Raw genomic sequence first — 19,347 nt, 5'->3', positions numbered from 1 at the left:
TAGCGGCACACCACGCCTGCCGTGTGCACGCGCAAAAAAGCGTCACTGGGCGCGGGGCCCGGCCCGTGGTACACAGCGGGGGTGAGTGCACTGGAGCTCCGCCACCTCCGCACGATCTGCGCCGTGGCCGAGGCGCACAGCCTGACCAGGGCCGCCTCGGCGCTCGGCCTGACCCAGCCCGCGCTGGCCGCCCAGCTGCACCGGATCGAGGCGCTGCTGGGCGGCACGATCTTCGAGCGCACCGGCACCGGCTGCCAGCCGACCAAGCTGGGCCGGGAGGTGGTGGCGCTGGCCACCCGGGTGCTGACCGGTGCCGAGCAGCTGGTCGCGCTGGCCCAGTCCGCGGGCCGCCGCAGGAGCGGGCTGGCGCTGGGCATCGAGCACACCGGCTTCCTCGGCGACCTGCTCACCGAGCTGCGCGCCTTCGCCTCGGGCGGGCCGGTGCGGACCAGGACCGAGCTCTCGGCGGGCCCCCTGCTGCGCCTGCTGGCCCGCGACGAGCTGCACCTGGCCGTGTTCTACGAGTTCCCCGGGCTGACCGAGCAGCCGCCGCGCGGGGTCGAGCTGCGCGAGCTGATCAACCAGCCGCTGTTCCTGATGCTCGCGCAGACCCACCCGCTGGCCCGCCGCGCGCTGCTGGACCTGGGCGACGTGCGCGACCTGGCCTGGGTCACGCCCCCGCCGGACACCGACAGCCTGCGCCGGGGCATCGACCTGGCCTGCGCGCGGTACGGGTTCACGCCCCGGCGCAGCCACTACGCGATGGACGCCCGCGCCGCCCGTGACCTGGTGCGCGCCGGGAGCGCGGTGGCACTGGCCGCGCCGACCACGACCGACGGCGAGGGCGTGGTGGTGCGCAGGCTGCGCGACACCCCGCTGCGCTGCCGCCTCTACATGGCCACCCGCACCGAGGGCCCCTGCTCGGCGTACCGACGGGAGCTGTACGCCTGCGTGGCCAGGGCCTACCGGGCAGCGGTGGACCGGGCCCCGCTGTACGCCCAGTGGTGGGTGGAGAACCCCTCGGAGCACGCGGAGCTGGACGCCACAATCGCTGTAGACAGAACACTTTCCGATATGTCCTGAGTGGACCTCAGTCATTCAGTCCACAGTGGACTGAACGTGCCCCGCCACCGCGGATCACCGCCGCGGGTGATCTCGGCCACCGGCAGCGGGGCGTGGCCGCCCCGGCACGCGCGGTGGTGACCAGCGACCTCGATGTGCGGGCCACCGGTGCCCGGGCGTACCCTCCGGCGACCATCGGTAGTGATCCACTGCGGGGTTTCGTAGTATTCACCCGTGACGATGGTGTCCGCACAAGGGCGCCGCCATGCCGGCGGCCAGGCAGGGGAGCAACCGGCGATGAGCACAGGCGTCTTCGGATCATGACCTTCGTCCTGAACTTCGTCGCGCGCAGCGACCGCGGACTGGTCCGTACCAACAACGAGGACTCGGTGTACGCCGGGCCGCACCTGTTGGCGATCGCCGACGGCATGGGTGGGCACGCGGCGGGTGAGGTCGCCAGCAAGGTGGTGATCGAGGCGCTGACCCCGCTGGACGGCCAGGATCCCGGCGAGGACCTGGTCGGCGCCCTGCGCGAGGCCATGCGGGCGGGCAACCGGGGCATCGCCGAGCAGGTGGCGGCCGATCCCGAGCTGGAGGGCATGGGCACCACGCTCACCGGCATCCTCTTCGCGGGCGACCGGCTCGGCCTGATCAACGTGGGTGACTCGCGCACCTACCTGGTGCGGGACCAGACACTCAGCCAGATCACCAGGGACCAGACCTTCGTGCAGTCCCTGGTCGACGAGGGCAAGATCACCGAGGAGGAGGCGCAGCACCACCCGCTGCGCTCGCTGATCCTGCACGCGCTGACCGGGCAGGACGACGTGGAGCCCGCGCTGAGCGTGCGCGAGGCCAAGCCCGGTGACCGGTACCTGCTGTGCTCGGACGGGCTGTCCGACGTGGTGGTGGACGCCGAGATCGCCGAGGCCCTGTCCATCCTCGACCCGCAGGCCGCCGCCGACCGGCTGATCGAGCTGGCGCTGCGCGCGGGCGGCCCGGACAACGTCACGGTGATCGTCGCGGACGTGGTCGAGGCCTGAGCAGGTCCTGACATGCCATGAAAGTGCCGTTCGTGGCGTTGAACGCCACGAACGGCACTTTCATGGCACGGGAGTAGCCCGCGGCCACACTCCCCGCGCACCGGTTGTGGTGGCCGGGCACATGTCGCGGGCCGGGCGGTCTGCCTAGCGTCTGCGGGCATGACAGTTACCAGAACCGCGCTGGTCACCGGGGCGGGTTCGGGCATCGGGGCGGCGTGTGCCGCCGCGCTGGCGGCCGAGGGCGCGCGAGTGCACGTGGTGGACCGGGACGCCGCGGCGGCGAGGCGGGTCGCCGCGGAGATCAACGGCGTGCCGCACGTGGTGGACCTCGCGGACCCGGCGGCGGTCGACGGGCTGCCCGCCGAGGTGGACGTCCTGGTCAACAACGCGGGCGTGCAGCACCTGGCGCCGGTGCACGAGTTCCCGCCAGAGACCTTCGCGCTGATGCAGCACGTGATGGTCACGGCCCCGTTCCTGCTCGCCCGGCGCTGCCTGCCGCACATGTACGCGCGCGGCTGGGGCCGTGTGATCAACATCTCCAGCGTGCACGGCCTGCGGGCCAGCGCGCACAAGTCCGCCTACGTGGCCGCCAAGCACGGGCTGGAGGGCCTGAGCAAGGTCATCGCGCTGGAGGGCGCGGCGCACGGCGTGACCAGCAACTGCGTCAACCCCGGCTTCGTGCGCACCCCGCTGGTGGCCGAGCAGCTGGCGGCGCGCGGTGAGCAGGACCTGCTGCGCCGATCGGCGGTCAAGGGGCTGATCGAGCCGGAGCACGTGGCGGCCCTGGTGAACTGGCTGTGCGGACCGGCATCGGCGCACGTCAGCGGAGCATCGATCCCCCTCGACGGAGCCTGGAGCGCATCATGAGCGGTAGCCCGAACATCGGCCGGATCGTCGCGGCGAGCCTGATCGGCACGACCGTGGAGTGGTACGACTTCTTCCTGTACGGCTCGGCCTCGGCGCTGGTGTTCAACAAGCTGTTCTTCCCCACCTTCGACCCGCTGACCGGCACGCTGCTGGCGCTGACCACCTACGCCATCGGCTTCGTCGCCAGACCCGTTGGCGGCCTGGTGTTCGGGCACTTCGGCGACCGGGTGGGCCGCAAGACCCTGCTGGTGCTGAGCCTGCTGCTGATGGGCGGCGCGACCTTCGCCATGGGCCTGCTGCCCACCTACGCCTCGGTGGGCGTGGCCGCTCCCCTGCTGCTGACCCTGTTGCGACTCGTGCAGGGATTCGCACTGGGCGGGGAGTGGGGCGGGGCGGTGCTGATCGTCTCGGAGCACGGTGATCCGCGCCGACGCGGGTTCTGGGCCTCCTGGCCGCAGGCCGGTGCCCCGGGCGGCAACCTGCTGGCCACGGCGGTGCTCGCGGTGCTGGCCGCCGTGCAGTCCGACGCCGAACTGCTGGCCTGGGGCTGGCGCGTGCCGTTCCTGCTGTCCGGGGTGCTGGTCGGCATCGGGCTGTGGATCCGCGTGTCCATCGCGGAGTCCCCGGTGTTCGCCGAGGCCGCGGCGCGCGCCGGGACCGCCGAGCGGGCGCCGATCGTTGCGGTGCTGCGCGGGCAGTGGCGTGAGGTGCTGGTCGCGATGGGCGCGCGGATCGGCGAGAACACCTCCTACTACGTGATCACCTCGTTCATCCTGATCTACGTGACCGAGTCCCTGAAGCTGCCCAAGTCGGTGGGGCTCAACGCGGTGCTGATCGGCTCGGCGGTGGAGTTCGCCGCGATCCCGCTGTGGGGCGCGCTCTCGGACCGGATCGGCCGCCGACCGGTCTCGCTGATCGGGGCGGTGGGCATGGTCGGCTGGGTGTTCGTCTTCTTCGCCCTGCTCGACAGCCGCTCCCCCGGCACGATCATCCTCGCCACCACCCTCGCCCTGCTGCTGCACGGCGCGATGTACGGCCCGCAGGCCGCGCTGTTCGCCGAACTGTTCGGCACCAGGGTCCGCTACTCCGGGGCGTCGATCGGCTACCAGCTGGCCTCGATCCTGGCCGGTGGCCTCGCCCCGCTGATCGCCACCGCCCTGTTGCAGTCCTCCGGCGTCTCGACCCCGGTCGCACTGTACGTCGCGGCGGGCGCGCTGCTCACCGCACTGGCGGTCGCTGTCGCCAGGGAGACGAAGGGCAGTTCGCTCACGGAGCAACCCGTGACAGCATGAGCCGCGTGGACGTGGAACAGGTGCTGCACCTGTTGGAGCTGCTCGACCGGGAGGCACCGGTCGAGCAGCTCGCCCAGGTGCGGGCCGGTGCGGCGACGGCGATCGCGGTGCGGATCCGGCAGCGGCTGAGCCGCTACCACCGGCGTGCGGCCGGGTTGTCCGCCCTGTTCGACACCGCCAGCGACCTCGCCGGGTTGCAGGGCACCGACGCCGTGTTGCAGTCCATCGTGCGGCGCGCGCGGATGCTGCTGCGCACCGACCTTGCCTACCTGACCTTCAACGACCCAGCTGCCGGGCTGACCTCGATGCGGGTCACCGCGGGCTCGACTTCGGCCCTGTTCCAACAGGTTGTGCTCGGCATGGGTGAGGGCCTGGGCGGGCTCGTGGCGCAGACCGCCCGCCCCTACGCCACCGCGGACTACGCCGCCGACACGAGGTTCGACCACACCACGCCGATCGACGAGGCCGTCACCGACGAGGGTCTGGTCGCGATCCTCGGCGTGCCGCTGCGCCTGGGACAGCAGGTGCTGGGCGTGCTCTACGCCGGTGACCGGGCCGAACGCGAGTTCTCCACCGAGGAGGTGTCCCTGCTCAGCTCGCTGGCCGACCACGCCGCGATCGCGCTGGAATCCGCCCGCCTGCTGGAGGACTCGCGCACCGCGGGTGAGACCATCCGCGCGCACAACGAGGCGCTGCGCCGGGCCGAGGCCGCACACGACCGGCTGACCGATCTGGTGCTGCGTGGCGGCGACAGCGATCAGATCGCCGCCGCGCTGGCGAGCGTGCTGGACGGCGGCATCATCGTGCACGACACCGGCGGCGTGGAGCTGGCGCGCTGTGGGACGTCGACGCGCCAACAGGATTCGGGGCTGGTGGCCGAGTCCGCGCGCAGCGGCCGTGCGGTGACCGGTGCCGGGCTGTGGGTCTGCGCGGTGCTCGCGGGTCCCGAGTTGCTGGGCAGCATCACCTTGTCCGGGCGGGAAGTGCTGTCCGACGCCGACCGCAGGCTGTTCGAGCGCGCGAGTGTGGTGACGGCGTTGTTGTTGCTGTTGCAGCGATCCGTCGCGGAGGCCGAGGACCGGGTACGCGGTGAACTGATCACCGACCTGCTCACGGCCCCGGACCGGGACCAGGCCGGGTTGCTGGCGCGTGGCCGCCGACTCGGCGTGGACCTGCGGGAGCGGCACTGCGTGGCGGTGGCCGAGGCCGCCGACCCGCGTCGCCTGCGGTCGGCGGCGGCACGGGCGCTTCCGGTGCACAGCCTGCTTGGTGTGCAAGGGGATCTGGTCGTGATGGTCGTCGGCGAGGACCAGCCGGGCACGCTCGCGCAGCGGCTGGCCAAGGAGTTGGGTGACGCACTGGACCAGCCGGTGACTGTGGGCGCGGCAGGTCCGGTGACCGGCCCGCCCGCATTGGCGCGTGCACACACGGAGGCCGTGAAGTGCTTGCGCGCCATGGTGTCGCTGGGGCAGCGCGGTCGCGGATCGGACAGCGCCGGGCTGGGCTTCCTGGGCGTGCTGCTCGGTGATCCCGGTGACCTGAGCGGGTACGTGCGGTCCACGCTGGGGCCCGTGCTGGACTACGACGCCCGCCGCGGCACGGAGTTGGTGCGCACCCTGCGCGGCTACTTCGCCTGCGGCGGCAACCTCAACCGCACCAAGGACGAGCTGCACGTGCACGTGAACACCGTGGTGCAGCGGCTGGACCGGGTCGCGGCCCTGCTGGGCGCGTCCTGGCAGGAGCCCGAGCGCGCGCTGGAGATCCAGCTCGCGCTCAGGCTGCACGAGATCGTGGCGACTACCAGACCCGGGCCTTGTACATCTTGACCGACTTCACCGTGCGGCTCCCCTTGTGCTCGAAGGAACCGATGGGCTGCCAGATGTTCACGGTGTCGGTGCACCAGTCGGGGGTCATGCCGGGCTTGGGCTGCGTGGTGAGCACCGTGCCATCGGCCATGCTGTTGATGCTCTTCACGCCCTTGACCGCGTGCGTGGCCACCTCCTTGTTCTGCGCCTTGCTGAACTCGTAGACGGCGCTGCCGGTGCTCACCCAGAGCAGGTCGGCGTTGGCAGGGTTGGGCACCAGGTCGTGCCCGTCCTTGGTGGGCAGCGCCCAGCTGCTGGTCCTGCTCAGCTTGGGCGCGGCGGGCGTGCCACCGACCTTGAGCGCGACCAACTCGTCATGACCGAGTGCCCACAACACCTTCCGGCCGCTGTCCCAGTAGACGCCGTGCGCCTGGTCCAGGTCGTACTGCACGTACTTGCTCGCGGCCGGTCCCTGCGAGGCGGTGTAGACCCGCACGAACTTGCCGGTGCTGGAGGCCACCGCCACGTTGCCGTCGGGCAGCAGTTCGGCGCTGTGTGTGTTGCCGCCCGGCTTGCCGCCCCAGACCCGCTTGCCGCTGGGATAGCTCACCACGGCCGCCAGCCCCTTGGAGTCGGCGGTCACCACCACCTTGTGCCCGCTGCGGTCCGTGCGCAGCTTGGCCTCGGTCGGCGCACCCCAGTACCCGGTGAGATCGCCGAAGCCGTTGGCGGAACTGGGCTTCCAGGACCACTTCTGCGCACCGGCCGCGTTCCAGTCGGTCGCCGCCGCGTCGTACACGCGGATCGCTCCGCTGCCCGCCTGGTCGGTCACGGCGACCAGCTGCTGACTCGCCTGTGCCTGGGCCACGCCGGGCGCCGCGAGGCCGAGCGCGGTCGCGGCGACGAGCAGTACCTGCCTGAGTCTCCCCATGGCGCCACCCTAACGCCGGTTCCGGTGACCACGGGGTGAACAGTCACGCTAGCGTTTGCCAGGTGGAGCCGCTCACCCTGGACGCGCTGGATCGCCAGCTGATGCACGCGCTGCAACTGGACGGGCGTGCCCCGTTCGCGCGCATCGCCGCCGTGCTGGCGGTCTCCGACCAGACCGTCGCGCGGCGCTACCACCGGCTGCGCTCGGCGGGGGCCCTGCGCGTGCTCGGCCTGACCGCCGCCCGGCGGCTGGGCCAAGTGGACTGGTTTCTGCGGGTGCAGTGCGCCCCTGACGCCGCGACCACGGTCGCCGCCGCGCTGGCCCGGCGCGAGGACACGTCCTGGGTCAGCCTCACCTCCGGCGGCACGGAGATCACCTGTGTCGCCCGCGGCGCACAGGACACCGTGCTGCTGAGCAAGCTGCCCCGTTCGCCGCGCATCCTGTCGGTCACGGCGCACTGCCTGCTGCGCTCCATCGCCGGTCACGAGGCCGCCTGGCCGGGGCGGACGGCGGCGCTGTCAGCGGACCAGGTCGCCGCGCTCCAGTGGACCGGATCGTCCGAAGTGGACGTCACGCTCACCGAGCCGGATCACGCGGTGCTGCGCGTACTGGCCGAGGACGGCCGCGCCGACCACGCAAGGCTGGCCAAGGCGGGCGGCTGCTCGGAGTCCACCGTGCGCCGCCGACTCGACCAGTTGCGCCGCGGCCAGGTCCTGTACTTCGACGTGGAGACCGACTCCCGGCTGTTCGGCTACCACAGCGAGTCCGTGCTCTGGCTCACCGTCGCCCCGGCGCAGCTGGCCACGGTGGCGCGGGCACTGGCCGGGCACGCCGAGATCGCCTTCGCCGCCGCGACCACCGGACCGTCCAATGTGGTCGCGTTCGCCGTGTGCCGTGACGCCGACGCGCTCTACACGTACCTGTCCGAACGCATCGGCGCCCTGCCCGGCGTGCTACAGGTCGAGACCGCGCCCATCGTCCGCTCCGCCAAACGCGCGGGCCCCCTCCTGCTGCCCCACCCCCACTGACCCGCGTGTCGGCGCTTGCAGCACCGCGTGTCGGCGCTTCCGGTACGGCGTGTTCGCTTGTCCGGCAAGCCTTCTCACCAGCTGGGAAATCGCCCGCGAGGCGCCGACACACCGTACGCCGAGCGCCGACACGCGCGGTCCCGGGCTAGGCCACCGACTCGCCGCGGTCCAGCACGTACCGGCCGCTCCGGGTGAAGGCGCTGATCACCGCGCCCTCGGCGAGCAGCTCACCGAGCACCTCGCGCACGGCGCCACGCCAGGCGCGGGCGGCCTCGGGGCGGACCAGGCGCAGCTGGTAGATGTCACGGGGCACGGCAACGAGCACGAACCGGCCGTTGAGGCTGCCGCGCACGGGCAGCTCGTCCCCGTCCACGGACAGGCCCACGGTGGTACCGGGCACGGGCTCCCACTCGGCGGCGGGCCGCTGCCCGGCGAGGTCCCAGGTGAGCAGCAGGCGGTCGCTGTCGTCCCCGGAGTTCAGGGCGTCGGGCATGTCCCCGTAGAAGCCGGGCAGGTAGACGGCCCGGTGCGCACCGAGCTTGGTGACGTTGAAGTAGGCGTTGCGGGCGACCAGCGGGTCGAAGGTCCAGCGCACGGTGGTGACGCCGTTGTCCAGCGCCCAGGCACGCTGGTGCAGCTTGATCGCGTAGCCGACGCGGCGCCCCTGGCCGCCGGGCGTGACCCCGGTGATGTGCGAGTGCAGGCTGCGCTCGTGCGGCGGGCCGAAGAACGCCACGGACGCACCGACCAGTTGGCCGCGGCGGAAGGCGCCCACCACGTAGTTCCCGGCCTGGGCGAACGCGCGCAGCCACTCCACGGTGACCGGCGGGACGCCCGGTTCCGGCCGCCAGATGCTCTCGAACAGGGCCTGTACCTCGGCGAGGTCGGAGAGTTCGTGCAGTCCACGCAGGTCAACGCCGGCGTCACGGGCCGCGGCGCCTGCTTCTGCCTCGAAATCGGTGTCCACAGCGGGGATTCACGCCTTTCACGAGGAACTGTTCACCCCCAGCTTGCCACCTCGCGCGGCACCCGTGTGCCTGCGGGCGGACAAAGTCAGTGAGAATCCCTCAGGCTTGAGCGTGAGCAGTTCTTGCACGCGCAACGCGTAGTCCGGATCGGCGGCGAAGTCGTAGCGGTGCAGCAACAGTCCGAGCACCAGGATCGCCTCGTGCAGGGCGAACTGGCGGCCGATGCAGGCGCGTTCGCCGGTGCCCCAGGGCTTGAACACGTGTGCCGGCCTGGCCTTGACCCGTTCGGGCAGGAACCGGTCGGGGTCGAAGCGCTCCACGTCCTGTCCCCACACGGGATCGCGGTGCAGCATCGGGATCAGCAGCAGTACCCACTCCCCCGCGCGCAGTGGCAACCGGCCGCCGAGCACCGTGTCGACCTTGGCCTGGCGGGCGAACGCGGGCGCGGTGGGCCACAGCCGCAGCGCCTCGTCGAAGACCCTGCGCACGTAGCGCAGCTTGGCCACCTGCTCGAAGGACGGATCGGGCTCGCCACCGGCACCCCACTCGGCGTCCACCTCGGCCTGCGCCCTGGCCAGCACCTCGGGGTTGCGGGCCAGGTAGTACAGCGCGAAGGACAGCGCCCCCGAGGTGGTCTCGTGCCCGGCGACCAGGAAGGTGATCACCTGGTTGCGGATGTTCACCTCGTCCAGTGGGCCGCTGCCATCGGCGTGCGCGGTGTTGAGCATCAGCCCGAGCAGGTCGTCTGTGCGCTGGTCCCCGCTGGCGACCCTGGCGCGGATCACCTCGTCCACCACCGAGGCCATGTACGCACGGTCGACGTCGTAGCGCCGGTCCGCCTTGCGGAACAGCAGGTCACCGACCAGCGGTGGCCGCAGCAGGTTGCGCTGCGCGTGGCGCAGCGTGGCGAACATGGCGCTGACGAACGGGTGCGGCCGTTCGCGCTGGAACGAGTCGAAGGAGTAGCCGAACCCGGTGCGGCCGATGGTCTCCAGGGTCAGCCGGGTCATGTCCGGGGTGACCTCCACCCGGTCGCGGGCGTCCCAGCGGGCGAGCAGTTCCCTGGCCACGGCGAGCATGTGCGGGTGGTAGCCGCGCATCGCCTGCTGGGTGAAGGCCGGGCGCAGGATGTCGTGCGCCTTGCGCCAGTTCGGTTCCTCGTTGTACGCGGTGAACAGCCCGTCCCCGGCCAGGTCGCGCAGCTTGGCGACCCCGGGCAGCACGTGCTTGCCGAACCGGCGCTCCTCGGCCAGTTCGGCGGCCATCTCCGCGTCGCTGACGATCACGAACCGGCGGCGGAACAGCTTGCGCTCGTAGACCGGGCCCAGTTCGCGGGCCAGGCGCATGGAGTCCTGCAACGGGGTCCTCGGCGTCCTGCCGAGCACGTCACCGACCAGCGGTACCCGCCAGCGCGGGTGGGGCATCCGACTATTCGACACGGGTTCAATAGTGCCCCTTGTTGAACCGGTGTCAAGTAAGCTCACTCGTGATGACCTCCAGCACCCGTCGACGACTCAGCCCCGAGCAGCGCAGGTCCGAGCTGCTCGGCATCGGCGCGCGACTGTTCGCGCAGCGTCCGTACGAGGAGGTGTGGATCGAGGAGGTCGCCGAGCTGGCCGGGGTCTCGCGCGGGCTGCTCTACCACTACTTCGCCACGAAGCGGGACTTCTTCGCGGCCATCGTGCGCGAGGAGTCCGAGCAGCTCTACGCGCTGAGCGACCCGGACCCCGCGCTGCCCAACGAGCAGCGGCTGGCCGCGGCCCTGGACGTCTACCTGGACTACGTGCAGCAGCACGAGCACGGGTTCCGCGCCGTGCACCGCGGCGCGGCCAGCGCGGACGAGGGCATCCGCGCGATCGTGCGGGAGGGCCAGTCCCGGCAGGCGGAACGGATCATGGCGGCGCTGGCCCCCGGCGAGCTCGGGGCGGAGGTGCTGCGGCTGGCCGTGCGCGGGTGGTTCTCCTTCCTCACCACGGTCTGCCTGGACTGGCTGGACAACCCGGAGATCAGCCGCGAGCAGCTCCGCGACCTGTGCGCCAGGACCCTGCTCAGCGCGGTCAGCTGAGCTCGGCGCGCACCCAGCGGTAGAACCGGTGCAGCGCTTCAAGCGCCTCGGACCGGCGCACCAGGTCCTGGCCGTAGGACAGCCAACCGGTGTAGCCCCCATCGGCGGGCACCAGGTCCAGCAACAGCCCGAAGCGGCCCAGGCGGCGCGGCTGCACGTCGGTGCGCACCTGCGCGACCGCACCGGAGGGCAGCTCGTAGGTGCGCCGCGCCTGCGGACGCAGCGCGATCATGGCCTGGGCCGGGGACTGCCGCGCGCCGCCGAGGTGCCGTAGTACCTCGTCGAAGGGCACGTCCTGGTGCTGCCAGGCGTGACACATGACCTCGTGCGTGTCAGCGGAGGAGAATCGAGACCCGAGTCTCAGCACCACCGTGTTCACGAACGGGCCCACCGTGCGCTCGCTGCCCGGGGCGGTGCGCCCCGGCACCGGCACGGCCACGCACACCTCGCGCGCCCGCGCGGTCTCGCCAAGGGATCTGGCCCAGGCCGTCACCAGCACGTCGAGGCTGGTGACCCCGGCCCTGCTCGCGCCCTGCCGCACGGCCTGGTCGGGCAGCCGCACCGGGATCGGGGCCGCGGCGGGCCGCTGCCGCTCGCGCACCTCGGCCAACAGCGGCGGCGCGTCGCACAGCCGCTGCTTCCAGTACACCAACTGCCGGTCCACCTCGGCCGTGCGGTCCAGGTAGTGGTGGAACTGCGGGGGCCGGTGGTCCACCTCGGCCGACCTGCCGCCGACCAGTGCGGAATACAGTTCCACGAACTCGGCGACCAACAGGTTCAGCGCCCAGTGGTCACAGCACACCTGGTGCACCACGATCAGCACGTGGTGCTGGGTGTCGCCGATGCTGGTGACCACGAAACGCGGCACGATCGGCCGAAGGAAATCAAAAGGCCGGGCGAGTTCTCTTTCCCGCACCTGGCGGACACCGGTGAGATTGACCGCGAATTGGAAAGAGATTTCCGGAGTGGCCGAGTCGACCACTTCCTGTTCGAAGTCGACCTGCGCGAACCAATAGCGCGCACGCAGTGCCGAATGCCGCCACACCAGTCGCCGAGCGGCCGCCACCACGTGCTCCACGTGCAGTGATCCGGTGACGACCAGCTCGGCGGCCAGTACGTGTTGTCGGGAGTCGGCGGTCACGGTCTCGTCCAGCAGTATTTGACGCTGCCCTGACAGAACAACCACGCTATTCAACCCCAGTCACACCCGCTCGAATATACGAATGGACGGTAACCGAGGAGTACTCAGACCGTCCAGCCGCCACCTGGGGGTGTGAGCGCGTTCACCGATCGGGTGTACTTTAGTAACATCGGGAACCGCCGTTCGGCGGTGTGTTCAGGCGTGGCCGTGCAACAGGGAAAGCAACCGGTCCAGCACTGCGCCATTCGCGGCGAGCCCGTCGTGCTCGTACTCGTTGGTGACCCAGGTGCGCGTACCGCGAATGGCCTCGGCGGTCTCCAGGGAGAAGTCCCGGTCCACGTACATGTCCTCGTGGTACAGCGCCGCCACGACCGGGACCTCGTTGCGGGCCAGCCGGTCCGGGTCGTACAGGTGCGGCCAGTCGGCGCGCTCGGCGAGCAGGTCGGCGGCGGCCCGCAGCGGCACCAGCGCCGGGTCCTGCTCGAACATCCAGGGGTAGATCATCTCGCCGGTGAACCGGACCTGCCCGGCCTCCGCGTCGAACTCGGCGAACTCCGCGCGCACCCGGTCGGCGGCCCAGCGCGAGGCCCCACCCTGGCAGTAGGTCGCCTCGTGCAGCACCGCGTACAGCGGCCGGGTGGCGAAGCTCGTGGCCGCGACCACCGCCTGCACGAAGGTCTCCGACAACTCCTCGCCCAGGAACGCCTCCTCCAACAGGTAGTGCAACCCGTCGAAGCGGGCGGCCGCGCCGAAGTCGATGCCCAGCGACAGAAAGCGCTCCACGGACAGCCTCGCCCCGTCGGGCAGCACGACCTCGTTGCGCCGCAGGTGCCGCACGACCCGGTCGGCCAGTTCCTCGTCACCGGGGTAGCGCCGGAAGTACAGCTTGTTCTTGGCCAGCACGCGCGGGTACAGCGCGCGGTAGACCTGCTCGGCGTCGGCGTGCAGCGGCGGCAGGCCCCCGGTGAGCACCACCCCGTCCAGCGCCTCCGGGGCCAGCGACAGGTACGTCGTGGCACAGAACCCGCCGAAGCTCTGGCCCAACACGGTCCAGCGGCCGTCCTCGCCCAGCAGGTGGCGGCGCAGCAGCTCCGCGTCGCGCACGATCGAGTCCGCGCGGAAGTGGCCCAGGTACCCGGCCTGCTCCACGGGGCTCATCCCGGCCAGGGTCTGCCGCGTGGCCGGGGTGCTGCGGCCGGTGCCGCGCTGGTCGAGCAGCAGCACGCGGTACTCGGTCAGCGCGCGCCGCAGCCACGGGCTGGTCGGCACCGGCCGGTTCGCCTTGTTGCCGGGGCCGCCCTGTAGGTACAGCAGCCAGGGCAGGTCATCGTGTTCCCGTTGGGAGGAAACGACTTCGCGGGCGAAGACCTGGATCTGCGCGCCGGTGGGCGCGGAGTGGTCCAACGGCACCGTGAGCAGGTGGTCACGGCACACCAGACCTGGACGTCGATACATGGCGGCCAGCCTAGGCGCAAGGTAGCGCCGTCCCTTCCGGAACCGGCCTTCGGGGCAGTGGATCAAGACTGTCCGGCCTCACCTTGAGGAGCGCGCGGCGGGGCCCGCGCCAGCCAGTCTGGTCGAGGTGCTGGAACACCACAACTGGAGGGAACCACATGAACAAGTCGGCACGCACGGCACTGGTCCTGGGGGCGGCGGCACTGGTGCTCGGCGGCGCGTTCGTCAGCACGAGCGCGGCGGCGGGCCCGGCGGCGCCGAAGGCCCCCGCCGCGGTGACGAGCAGCTGGGCCAAGGTCAGCGCCAACGGTGCGCTGCTGGCGGGCCAGGGCATCACCGGCATCAACAAGTTCGGCCGGGGCCGCTACAACCTGACCACCAGCGGTGACATCAGCAACTGCGCGCTCAACGGCACGCTGAACACCAACGGTGGCAGCGACCCGGGTCCGGGCAGCTCCTCGATCCTGGTCGGCGCGGTGAGCGGCAACACCCTGTTCGTGCGCACCGCGACCCCGTCCTCCACCAGCCCGTACACGGTGGACGACGACCGCCCGTTCTCGCTGTCGATCACCTGCTACTGACGCGGTGAACCGAGCGCTGCGCCAGGCCCTCAGCCGACGGCCTGGCGCAGCGCCATCGCCACCGCCCCGTCCTGCGCGGCCACCCGCCGCACGTGACCGGCCCGCTCCACCCCGGGCAGGCCATCGCCCACCACCACCGCCATGTCGGCGTGCCCCAACAGGTCCTGGTCGTTGAGGTCGTTGCCGAAGACCACCAGCGGATCGGCCGGCCCGCCCAGCAGCGCGGCCAGGCCGGTGGCCTTGCTGACCCCGACCGGCGTCACCTCGATCACCCCGTCGGTGTGCGGGCACAGCTCCGTGCCCGGCCCGGCGAGCTCGCGCAGCCGCGCCGCGCCCCACGGCGGTTCCGGGGCGTCCACGACCAGTTTCACCACCCCGGCCAGTTCCGGCTCGGCGGGCAGCGCGCAGCGGTCCGGGTAGTCCATCCAGGCGAAACCCGCGCCGCTGACCGCGAACCGGTCCCCGTACTCCAGGTAGAACGGCGTGCCCTCGGCGGTCAGCTCGCCGACCACGCGGTGCAGCCGCTGTGGTGGCAGCTGCGCGAACCGGGTCAGGCGGTCCTCGTGGGCGTGCAGGGAACCGTTGCAGCACAACAGGTCCACGCGCTCAGCCAAGGGCCCGAGCAGGGTGCGCACCCCGCGCGGGGCCCGCGAGGTCGCCACCACCACGCGCACGTCCTCGCGCTCCACCAGCTCGGTCAGCACCGCGGTCACCCGCGGCCCGGGCCGGTCCCCGTCGAACACGGTGGTGCCGTCCAGGTCCACCGCCAGCACCACCCGCTGCCCCGACTGACGGCCGGTCAGCTCGGCCCGCCGCCGCAGCAGGCCGCGTGCCCTCAGCTCGGGCACCAGCGCGCCGAGCTGCTCGCCCAGCGCGATGCCGTCCTGCTCGCAGGCGTCGTCGATCCACGCGACCTCGGCGACGGCCCCGGTCGGCGCGGCCACCCCGTCGGCCACGGCCAGGCAGGCGCCCAGCCCGTGCATCGGCCGCCAGGACCGCAGCAACAGCCCCGTCTCGCTGGCCAGGTCCCGAGCCAGCGGTACGCCGAACTCGCTGGCCCCGTGCCTGCGCACGGCCAACAGCAGGCCACCGCGCAGGACCACCGCTGCCGCCGTGTCGACGGTGTCCATCCATCCCCCTGGGGCCTCGTCCCAGGTGTCACGATAACAATGCGTCCACCGACCGATAACCCACCGTTAAGGCGGTGCGAGGTGATCCCCGCCACCAGGGCGGGACTCGAACGCCCCAGAGCGGGACTCGCGGGTTGCCCGGCGTGTCCCGCTCTGGGGGTGGTGAGTCCCGCTCAGGAGTGGTTGAACTCCGGCGGGCGCTTGTCGATGAAGGCCGCCATGCCCTCCTTCTGGTCGGCCGTGGCGAAGGTGGCGTGGAAGATCCTGCGCTCGAAGCGGATGCCCTCGGCCAGGGTCGTCTCGAACGAGCGGTTCACGCTCTCCTTGGCCATCATCGCGATCGGCAGGGACATGCCCGCGATCGTCGCCGCGACCTTGTGCGCCTCGGTCAGCAGTTCGGCCGCGGGCACGACCCGGGACACCAGCCCGGCCCGCTCCGCCTCCTCGGCACCGATCATGCGACCGGTCAGCACCATCTCCATCGCCTTGGCCTTGCCAACGGCCCTGGTCAGCCGCTGCGAGCCGCCGATGCCCGGGATGACCCCCAGCTTGATCTCGGGCTGGCCGAACTTGGCCGTGTCGGCGGCCAGCAGCACGTCACAGAGCATGGCCAGCTCGCAGCCGCCGCCCAGCGCGTAGCCCGCGACCGCGGCGATCGTGGGCTTGCGCGCCTGGGCCAACTGGTCCCAGGCGGCGAACAGGTCGCCCGCGAAGGTGTCGGCGTAGGTCTGCGGCTGCATCTCCTTGATGTCGGCCCCGGCCGCGAAGGCCTTCTCCGAGCCGGTGATCAGGATCGCGCCGATGCCCGGATCCCGCTCGTAGCCGGTGACCGCGTCCAGCACCTCGGTCATCAGCTGGGTGTTGAGCGCGTTGAGGGCCTCGGGCCGGTGCAGGGTGATCACCCCGACCCGGTCCACCTGCTCGGTGCGGATGGTCGTGTACTCGGTCATGCGCTGCGCTCCCTGATCGCGGTGACGATGGCGGAGAAGTCCTGGCCCCCGCCACCCTGTTCGGCGAAGCGGCGGTAGACCTGCTCGGCGAGGCTACCGAGTTCGGCGTCCACCCCGGCGGAACGCGCCGCCGAGGCCGCCAGCCCCAGGTCCTTGAGCATCAGCGCGGTGGCGAAGCCGGGCCGGTACTCGTTGTTGGCGGGACTGGTCGGCACCGGGCCGGGCACCGGGCAGTTCGTGGTCAGCGCCCAGCACTGGCCCGAGGCGGTGGAGGCCACCTCGTAGAGCGCCTGCTCGCTCAGCCCCAGCTTCTCCGCGAGCACGAAGGCCTCGCTCACCGCGATCATCGACACGCCGAGGATCATGTTGTTGCAGATCTTCGCGGCCTGCCCGGCGCCTGGCTGTCCACAGTGGACGACCTTGCGCCCCATGGCGGACAGCACCGGCTCCGCCAGCGCGAAGTCCTCCTCCCGCGCGCCGACCATGAAGGTCAGCGTGGCGGCGGTGGCGCCGACCACCCCGCCGGAGACCGGGGCGTCGGCCGCGCGGTGGCCCGCCCGGACCGCGGCCTGGTGCGCGGCCCGCGCGTCGGTCACGTCGATGGTCGAGCAGTCGACGAACAGGGTGCCGGGTTTGGCGTGTGCCAGCACGGACTCGTAGCAGTCCAGCACGTGCCTGCCGCTGGGCAGCATGGTGATCACGACCTCGGCATCGCGCACGGCCTGCACCGGGTCGGTCGCGGTGCCCAGTCCGGGCAGCACGTCGTAGCCGGTGACCTCGTGGCCCGCCGCGGCCAGGTTGGCGGCCATCGGGCCACCCATGTTGCCCAGCCCCAGGAATCCGATCCTCACCGCTGCTCCCCCAGTCCCAGTTCGGCCGCCCCCAGCACGGCGAAGTACCGGTCCACGTCGGTGACCTGCTCCAGGGTCGACGGGGCCCACTTCGGGTCACGGTCCTTGTCCACGACCTGCGCCCGGATGCCCTCGACCAGGTCGGCGGAGTCCAGGCAGGCGGTGGACACCCGGTACTCCTGGTCGAGCACCGCCCCGAGGCCGGGCAGCGCCCTGGCCTGGCGCAACGACCGCAGGGTGACCTTCAACGCCGTGGGCGACTTGCCGCTGATCGACTCGGCGGCCTCCTTCGCCGCGGGCTCACCCAGCTCGTGCAACCGGCTCAGGATCTCCTCGACCGTGTCGGCCGAGTAGCAGGCGTCGATCCACTCGCGCTGCTCGGCCAGCTCACTGGCGGGCGCGTCCACCGCGTGCTCGGCCACGGCCTGCTCGGGTCCCTTGAGCGCCAAGGACTCCAGGAAGGCGGGCAGCCGCCCGCTGGGTACGAAGTGGTCGGCGAGTCCACAGTGGATCGCATCGGCACCGGTGGCCACGCTCGCGGTCAGCCCCAGGTGCGTGCCCAGTTCGCCCGGGGCACGCGAGAGCAGGTAGGTGCCGCCCACGTCGGGCACGAAGCCGATGCCCACCTCGGGCATGGCCAGCTTGGTCCGCTCGGTGACCACGCGCACCGAGCCGTGCGCCGACACGCCGACCCCTCCGCCCATCACGATCCCGTCCATGATCGCGACGTAGGGCTTGGCGTAGTTCGCGATGTGGTGGTTGAGCAGGTACTCGTCCCGCCAGAACGCCAGCGAGGCCCGGTTCCCGGACACGGAGTCGGCGTGGATGGACCGGATGTCCCCGCCCGCGCACAGCCCGCGCTCGCCCACGCCGGTGATCAGCACGGCGCGCACCTCGTCCTCGGCCGCCCACTCCCCCAGCGCCACGTCGATCTGCTGCACCATGGCGTGGGTCAGCGCGTTGATGGCCTTCGGCCGGTTCAGCACGATCCGGCCCAGCCCGCTGTCCCTGCGCAGCAACACGTCCTCGGTGTCCATCACGCCGCTCCCGTCAACCCGCGTGACACGATCACGCGCATGATCTCGTTGGTGCCCTCGAGGATCTGGTGCACCCGCAGGTCCCGCACCAGCTTCTCGATGCCGTACTCGGCCAGGTAACCGTAACCGCCGTGCAGTTGCAGCGCCCGGTTGGCCACCGCGAACCCGGTGTCGGTGGCGAACCGCTTGGCCATGGCGCACAATTCCACCGCGCGCGGGTCCCCGGAGTCCAGGGCCGTTGCCGCCCGCCACAACAGGGTCCTGGCCGCCTCCAGCTCGGTGTCCATGTCCGCCAACTGGAACCTCAGGGCCTGCGAGCGGATCAGGTTGGTGCCAAAGGCCTTGCGGGTCTCCAGGTAGGCGATCGCCTGGCGCAGTGCGGCCTGGCCGCCGCCCAGGGAGCAGGCCCCGATGTTGAGCCGCCCGCCGTTGAGCCCGCGCATGGCGATCTTGAACCCGTCGCCCTCCGCGCCCAGCCGGTTGGCCACCGGGACCCGGACGCCATCGAAGATCACCTGCCGGGTGGGCTGGGCGTTCCAGCCCATCTTCTTCTCGTTGGGGCCGAAGGACAATCCCGGCGAGCCCTTCTCCACGACGAGCGCCGAGACGCCGCGCGCCCCGTTGCCCGAGGTGCGCACCATGACCACGTACACCTCGGAGGTACCCGCCCCGGAGATGAACTGCTTGACCCCGTCGACCACGTAGTGGTCCCCGTCACGCACCGCCCGGGTGCGCAGAGCGGCGGCATCCGAACCGGCCTCGGGCTCGGTCAGGCAGTAACTGCCCAGGGACTGCATGGAGCACAGGTTGGGCACCCAGCGGGCGCGCTGCGCGTCGTTGCCGAAGGTGTCGACCATCCAGGCGACCATGTTGTGGATGGACAGGTAGCCCGCGATGGACGGGCAGCCCGTGGCCAGCGCCTCGAAGATCAGCGCGGCGTCCATCCTGGACAGTCCGCTGCCGCCGAGGTCCTCGCGCACGTAGACCCCGCCCATGCCCAGTTCGGCGGCCTTGCGCAGCACGTCGACCGGGAAGTGCTTGTCCTGGTCCCACTGCACGGCGTTGGGCGCCAAGTGCTCCTGGGCGAACTCCGCGGCGGTGGCCGCGATGGCCCGTTGGTCCTCGCTGAGGGTGAACACCGGGC

Annotated in this window: 17 protein-coding genes and 1 pseudogene; 8 read left to right on the top strand and 10 right to left on the bottom strand. The window is 71.6% G+C overall.

Annotated elements, in window-relative coordinates:
* Positions 1-81 precede the first annotated feature (81 nt).
* The 5 genes and pseudogenes from KALB_RS16385 to KALB_RS16365 all read left to right on the top strand — a co-directional run bounded on the left by KALB_RS16385 (position 82) and on the right by KALB_RS16365 (position 6,087).
* Positions 82-1,083, top strand: coding sequence for a LysR family transcriptional regulator (locus KALB_RS16385; protein WP_025356795.1), 1,002 nt, complete (start codon positions 82-84; stop codon positions 1,081-1,083).
* Between the two features lie 299 nt (positions 1,084-1,382).
* Positions 1,383-2,096: pseudogene (locus tag KALB_RS16380) on the top strand (PP2C family protein-serine/threonine phosphatase); the annotation flags it as partial.
* 165 nt (positions 2,097-2,261) lie between these two features.
* Positions 2,262-2,969 (top strand): SDR family NAD(P)-dependent oxidoreductase, encoded by a 708-nt coding sequence (locus KALB_RS16375; RefSeq protein ID WP_025356793.1) that lies wholly within the window; start codon positions 2,262-2,264, stop codon positions 2,967-2,969.
* Entirely contained in the window at positions 2,966-4,261 is a 1,296-nt protein-coding gene (locus tag KALB_RS16370; RefSeq protein ID WP_025356792.1) for an MFS transporter, read from the top strand. Before KALB_RS16375 ends, KALB_RS16370 begins: the two co-directional genes overlap by 4 nt.
* Positions 4,258-6,087, top strand: a complete 1,830-nt coding sequence (locus KALB_RS16365; protein ID WP_025356791.1) for a helix-turn-helix domain-containing protein — start codon at positions 4,258-4,260, stop codon at positions 6,085-6,087. Before KALB_RS16370 ends, KALB_RS16365 begins: the two co-directional genes overlap by 4 nt.
* Here the strand turns inward: KALB_RS16365 and KALB_RS16360 are convergent.
* On the bottom strand, positions 6,059-6,997 hold the full coding sequence (locus KALB_RS16360) for a DUF6528 family protein (RefSeq protein ID WP_025356790.1): 939 nt from the start codon (positions 6,995-6,997) through the stop codon (positions 6,059-6,061). The two genes, KALB_RS16365 and KALB_RS16360, sit on opposite strands and share 29 nt — an antisense overlap.
* Positions 6,998-7,059: 62 nt before the next feature.
* Between KALB_RS16360 and KALB_RS16355 the strand changes: the two genes are divergently transcribed.
* The gene (locus KALB_RS16355) at positions 7,060-8,025 is read left to right on the top strand and encodes an Lrp/AsnC family transcriptional regulator (RefSeq protein ID WP_025356789.1); all 966 of its coding nucleotides are present in this window, start codon (positions 7,060-7,062) and stop codon (positions 8,023-8,025) included.
* Positions 8,026-8,170: 145 nt separating this feature from the next.
* Here the strand turns inward: KALB_RS16355 and KALB_RS16350 are convergent, their stop codons facing one another.
* Together KALB_RS16350 and KALB_RS16345 are read right to left on the bottom strand one after the other, a co-directional pair.
* Positions 8,171-8,992 (bottom strand): hypothetical protein, encoded by an 822-nt coding sequence (locus tag KALB_RS16350; RefSeq protein ID WP_025356788.1) that lies wholly within the window; start codon positions 8,990-8,992, stop codon positions 8,171-8,173.
* An 18-nt stretch (positions 8,993-9,010) separates the two neighbouring features.
* Positions 9,011-10,417, bottom strand: coding sequence for a cytochrome P450 (locus KALB_RS16345; RefSeq protein WP_042220404.1), 1,407 nt, complete (start codon positions 10,415-10,417; stop codon positions 9,011-9,013).
* Between the two features lie 65 nt (positions 10,418-10,482).
* Here KALB_RS16345 and KALB_RS16340 point away from each other — a divergent pair, with 65 nt between their 5' ends.
* Positions 10,483-11,058: a TetR/AcrR family transcriptional regulator gene (locus tag KALB_RS16340; protein WP_025356786.1), complete on the top strand. Its 576-nt coding sequence runs from the start codon at positions 10,483-10,485 to the stop codon at positions 11,056-11,058.
* Here the strand turns inward: KALB_RS16340 and KALB_RS16335 are convergent.
* Entirely contained in the window at positions 11,051-12,244 is a 1,194-nt protein-coding gene (locus tag KALB_RS16335) for a condensation domain-containing protein (protein ID WP_158510752.1), read from the bottom strand. The genes KALB_RS16340 and KALB_RS16335 overlap by 8 nt on opposite strands.
* 150 nt (positions 12,245-12,394) lie before the next feature.
* Positions 12,395-13,654, bottom strand: coding sequence for an alpha/beta fold hydrolase (locus KALB_RS16330; RefSeq protein ID WP_030109507.1), 1,260 nt, complete (start codon positions 13,652-13,654; stop codon positions 12,395-12,397).
* 158 nt (positions 13,655-13,812) lie between these two features.
* Here KALB_RS16330 and KALB_RS16325 point away from each other — a divergent pair, with 158 nt between their 5' ends.
* Positions 13,813-14,235 (top strand): hypothetical protein, encoded by a 423-nt coding sequence (locus KALB_RS16325; RefSeq protein ID WP_025356783.1) that lies wholly within the window; start codon positions 13,813-13,815, stop codon positions 14,233-14,235.
* Between the two features lie 29 nt (positions 14,236-14,264).
* Here KALB_RS16325 and KALB_RS16320 read toward each other — a convergent pair whose 3' ends face one another.
* The 5 genes from KALB_RS16320 to KALB_RS16300 form a co-directional block, all read right to left on the bottom strand.
* Complete coding sequence (locus KALB_RS16320) at positions 14,265-15,365, bottom strand: HAD family hydrolase (protein ID WP_025356782.1); 1,101 nt, start codon at positions 15,363-15,365, stop codon at positions 14,265-14,267.
* Positions 15,366-15,538: 173 nt separating this feature from the next.
* Positions 15,539-16,315 (bottom strand): enoyl-CoA hydratase, encoded by a 777-nt coding sequence (locus KALB_RS16315; RefSeq protein ID WP_025356781.1) that lies wholly within the window; start codon positions 16,313-16,315, stop codon positions 15,539-15,541.
* Complete coding sequence (mmsB, locus tag KALB_RS16310) at positions 16,312-17,166, bottom strand: 3-hydroxyisobutyrate dehydrogenase (protein ID WP_025356780.1); 855 nt, start codon at positions 17,164-17,166, stop codon at positions 16,312-16,314. The genes KALB_RS16315 and mmsB overlap by 4 nt, the downstream gene beginning before the upstream one ends.
* Positions 17,163-18,203 carry an enoyl-CoA hydratase/isomerase family protein gene (locus KALB_RS16305; protein WP_025356779.1) on the bottom strand — a complete coding sequence of 347 codons (1,041 nt, stop codon included), beginning with the start codon at positions 18,201-18,203 and terminating at the stop codon, positions 17,163-17,165. The genes mmsB and KALB_RS16305 overlap by 4 nt, the downstream gene beginning before the upstream one ends.
* The gene (locus tag KALB_RS16300; protein WP_025356778.1) at positions 18,203-19,342 is read right to left on the bottom strand and encodes an acyl-CoA dehydrogenase family protein; all 1,140 of its coding nucleotides are present in this window, start codon (positions 19,340-19,342) and stop codon (positions 18,203-18,205) included. The genes KALB_RS16305 and KALB_RS16300 overlap by 1 nt, the downstream gene beginning before the upstream one ends.
* Between the last annotated feature and the right edge of the window lie 5 nt (positions 19,343-19,347).

The sequence above is a fragment of the Kutzneria viridogrisea DSM 43870 genome (assembly GCF_000525635.1).
GTDB lineage: Bacteria > Actinomycetota > Actinomycetes > Mycobacteriales > Pseudonocardiaceae > Kutzneria > Kutzneria viridogrisea.
Note: the sequence above shows the minus strand (reverse complement) of the source record. Positions and strands in the feature narration are given on the sequence as shown.

Coding starts and splice junctions, on each gene's coding strand:
- KALB_RS16340 (WP_025356786.1), top strand. CDS start 10,483: ATGACCTCCAGCACCCGTCGACGACTCAGCCCCGAGCAGCGCAGGTCC.
- KALB_RS16360 (WP_025356790.1), bottom strand. CDS start 6,997: ATGGGGAGACTCAGGCAGGTACTGCTCGTCGCCGCGACCGCGCTCGGC.
- KALB_RS16330 (WP_030109507.1), bottom strand. CDS start 13,654: ATGTATCGACGTCCAGGTCTGGTGTGCCGTGACCACCTGCTCACGGTG.
- KALB_RS16375 (WP_025356793.1), top strand. CDS start 2,262: ATGACAGTTACCAGAACCGCGCTGGTCACCGGGGCGGGTTCGGGCATC.
- KALB_RS16325 (WP_025356783.1), top strand. CDS start 13,813: ATGAACAAGTCGGCACGCACGGCACTGGTCCTGGGGGCGGCGGCACTG.
- KALB_RS16320 (WP_025356782.1), bottom strand. CDS start 15,365: ATGGACACCGTCGACACGGCGGCAGCGGTGGTCCTGCGCGGTGGCCTG.
- KALB_RS16365 (WP_025356791.1), top strand. CDS start 4,258: ATGAGCCGCGTGGACGTGGAACAGGTGCTGCACCTGTTGGAGCTGCTC.
- KALB_RS16305 (WP_025356779.1), bottom strand. CDS start 18,203: ATGGACACCGAGGACGTGTTGCTGCGCAGGGACAGCGGGCTGGGCCGG.
- KALB_RS16370 (WP_025356792.1), top strand. CDS start 2,966: ATGAGCGGTAGCCCGAACATCGGCCGGATCGTCGCGGCGAGCCTGATC.
- KALB_RS16315 (WP_025356781.1), bottom strand. CDS start 16,315: ATGACCGAGTACACGACCATCCGCACCGAGCAGGTGGACCGGGTCGGG.
- KALB_RS16345 (WP_042220404.1), bottom strand. CDS start 10,417: ATGCCCCACCCGCGCTGGCGGGTACCGCTGGTCGGTGACGTGCTCGGC.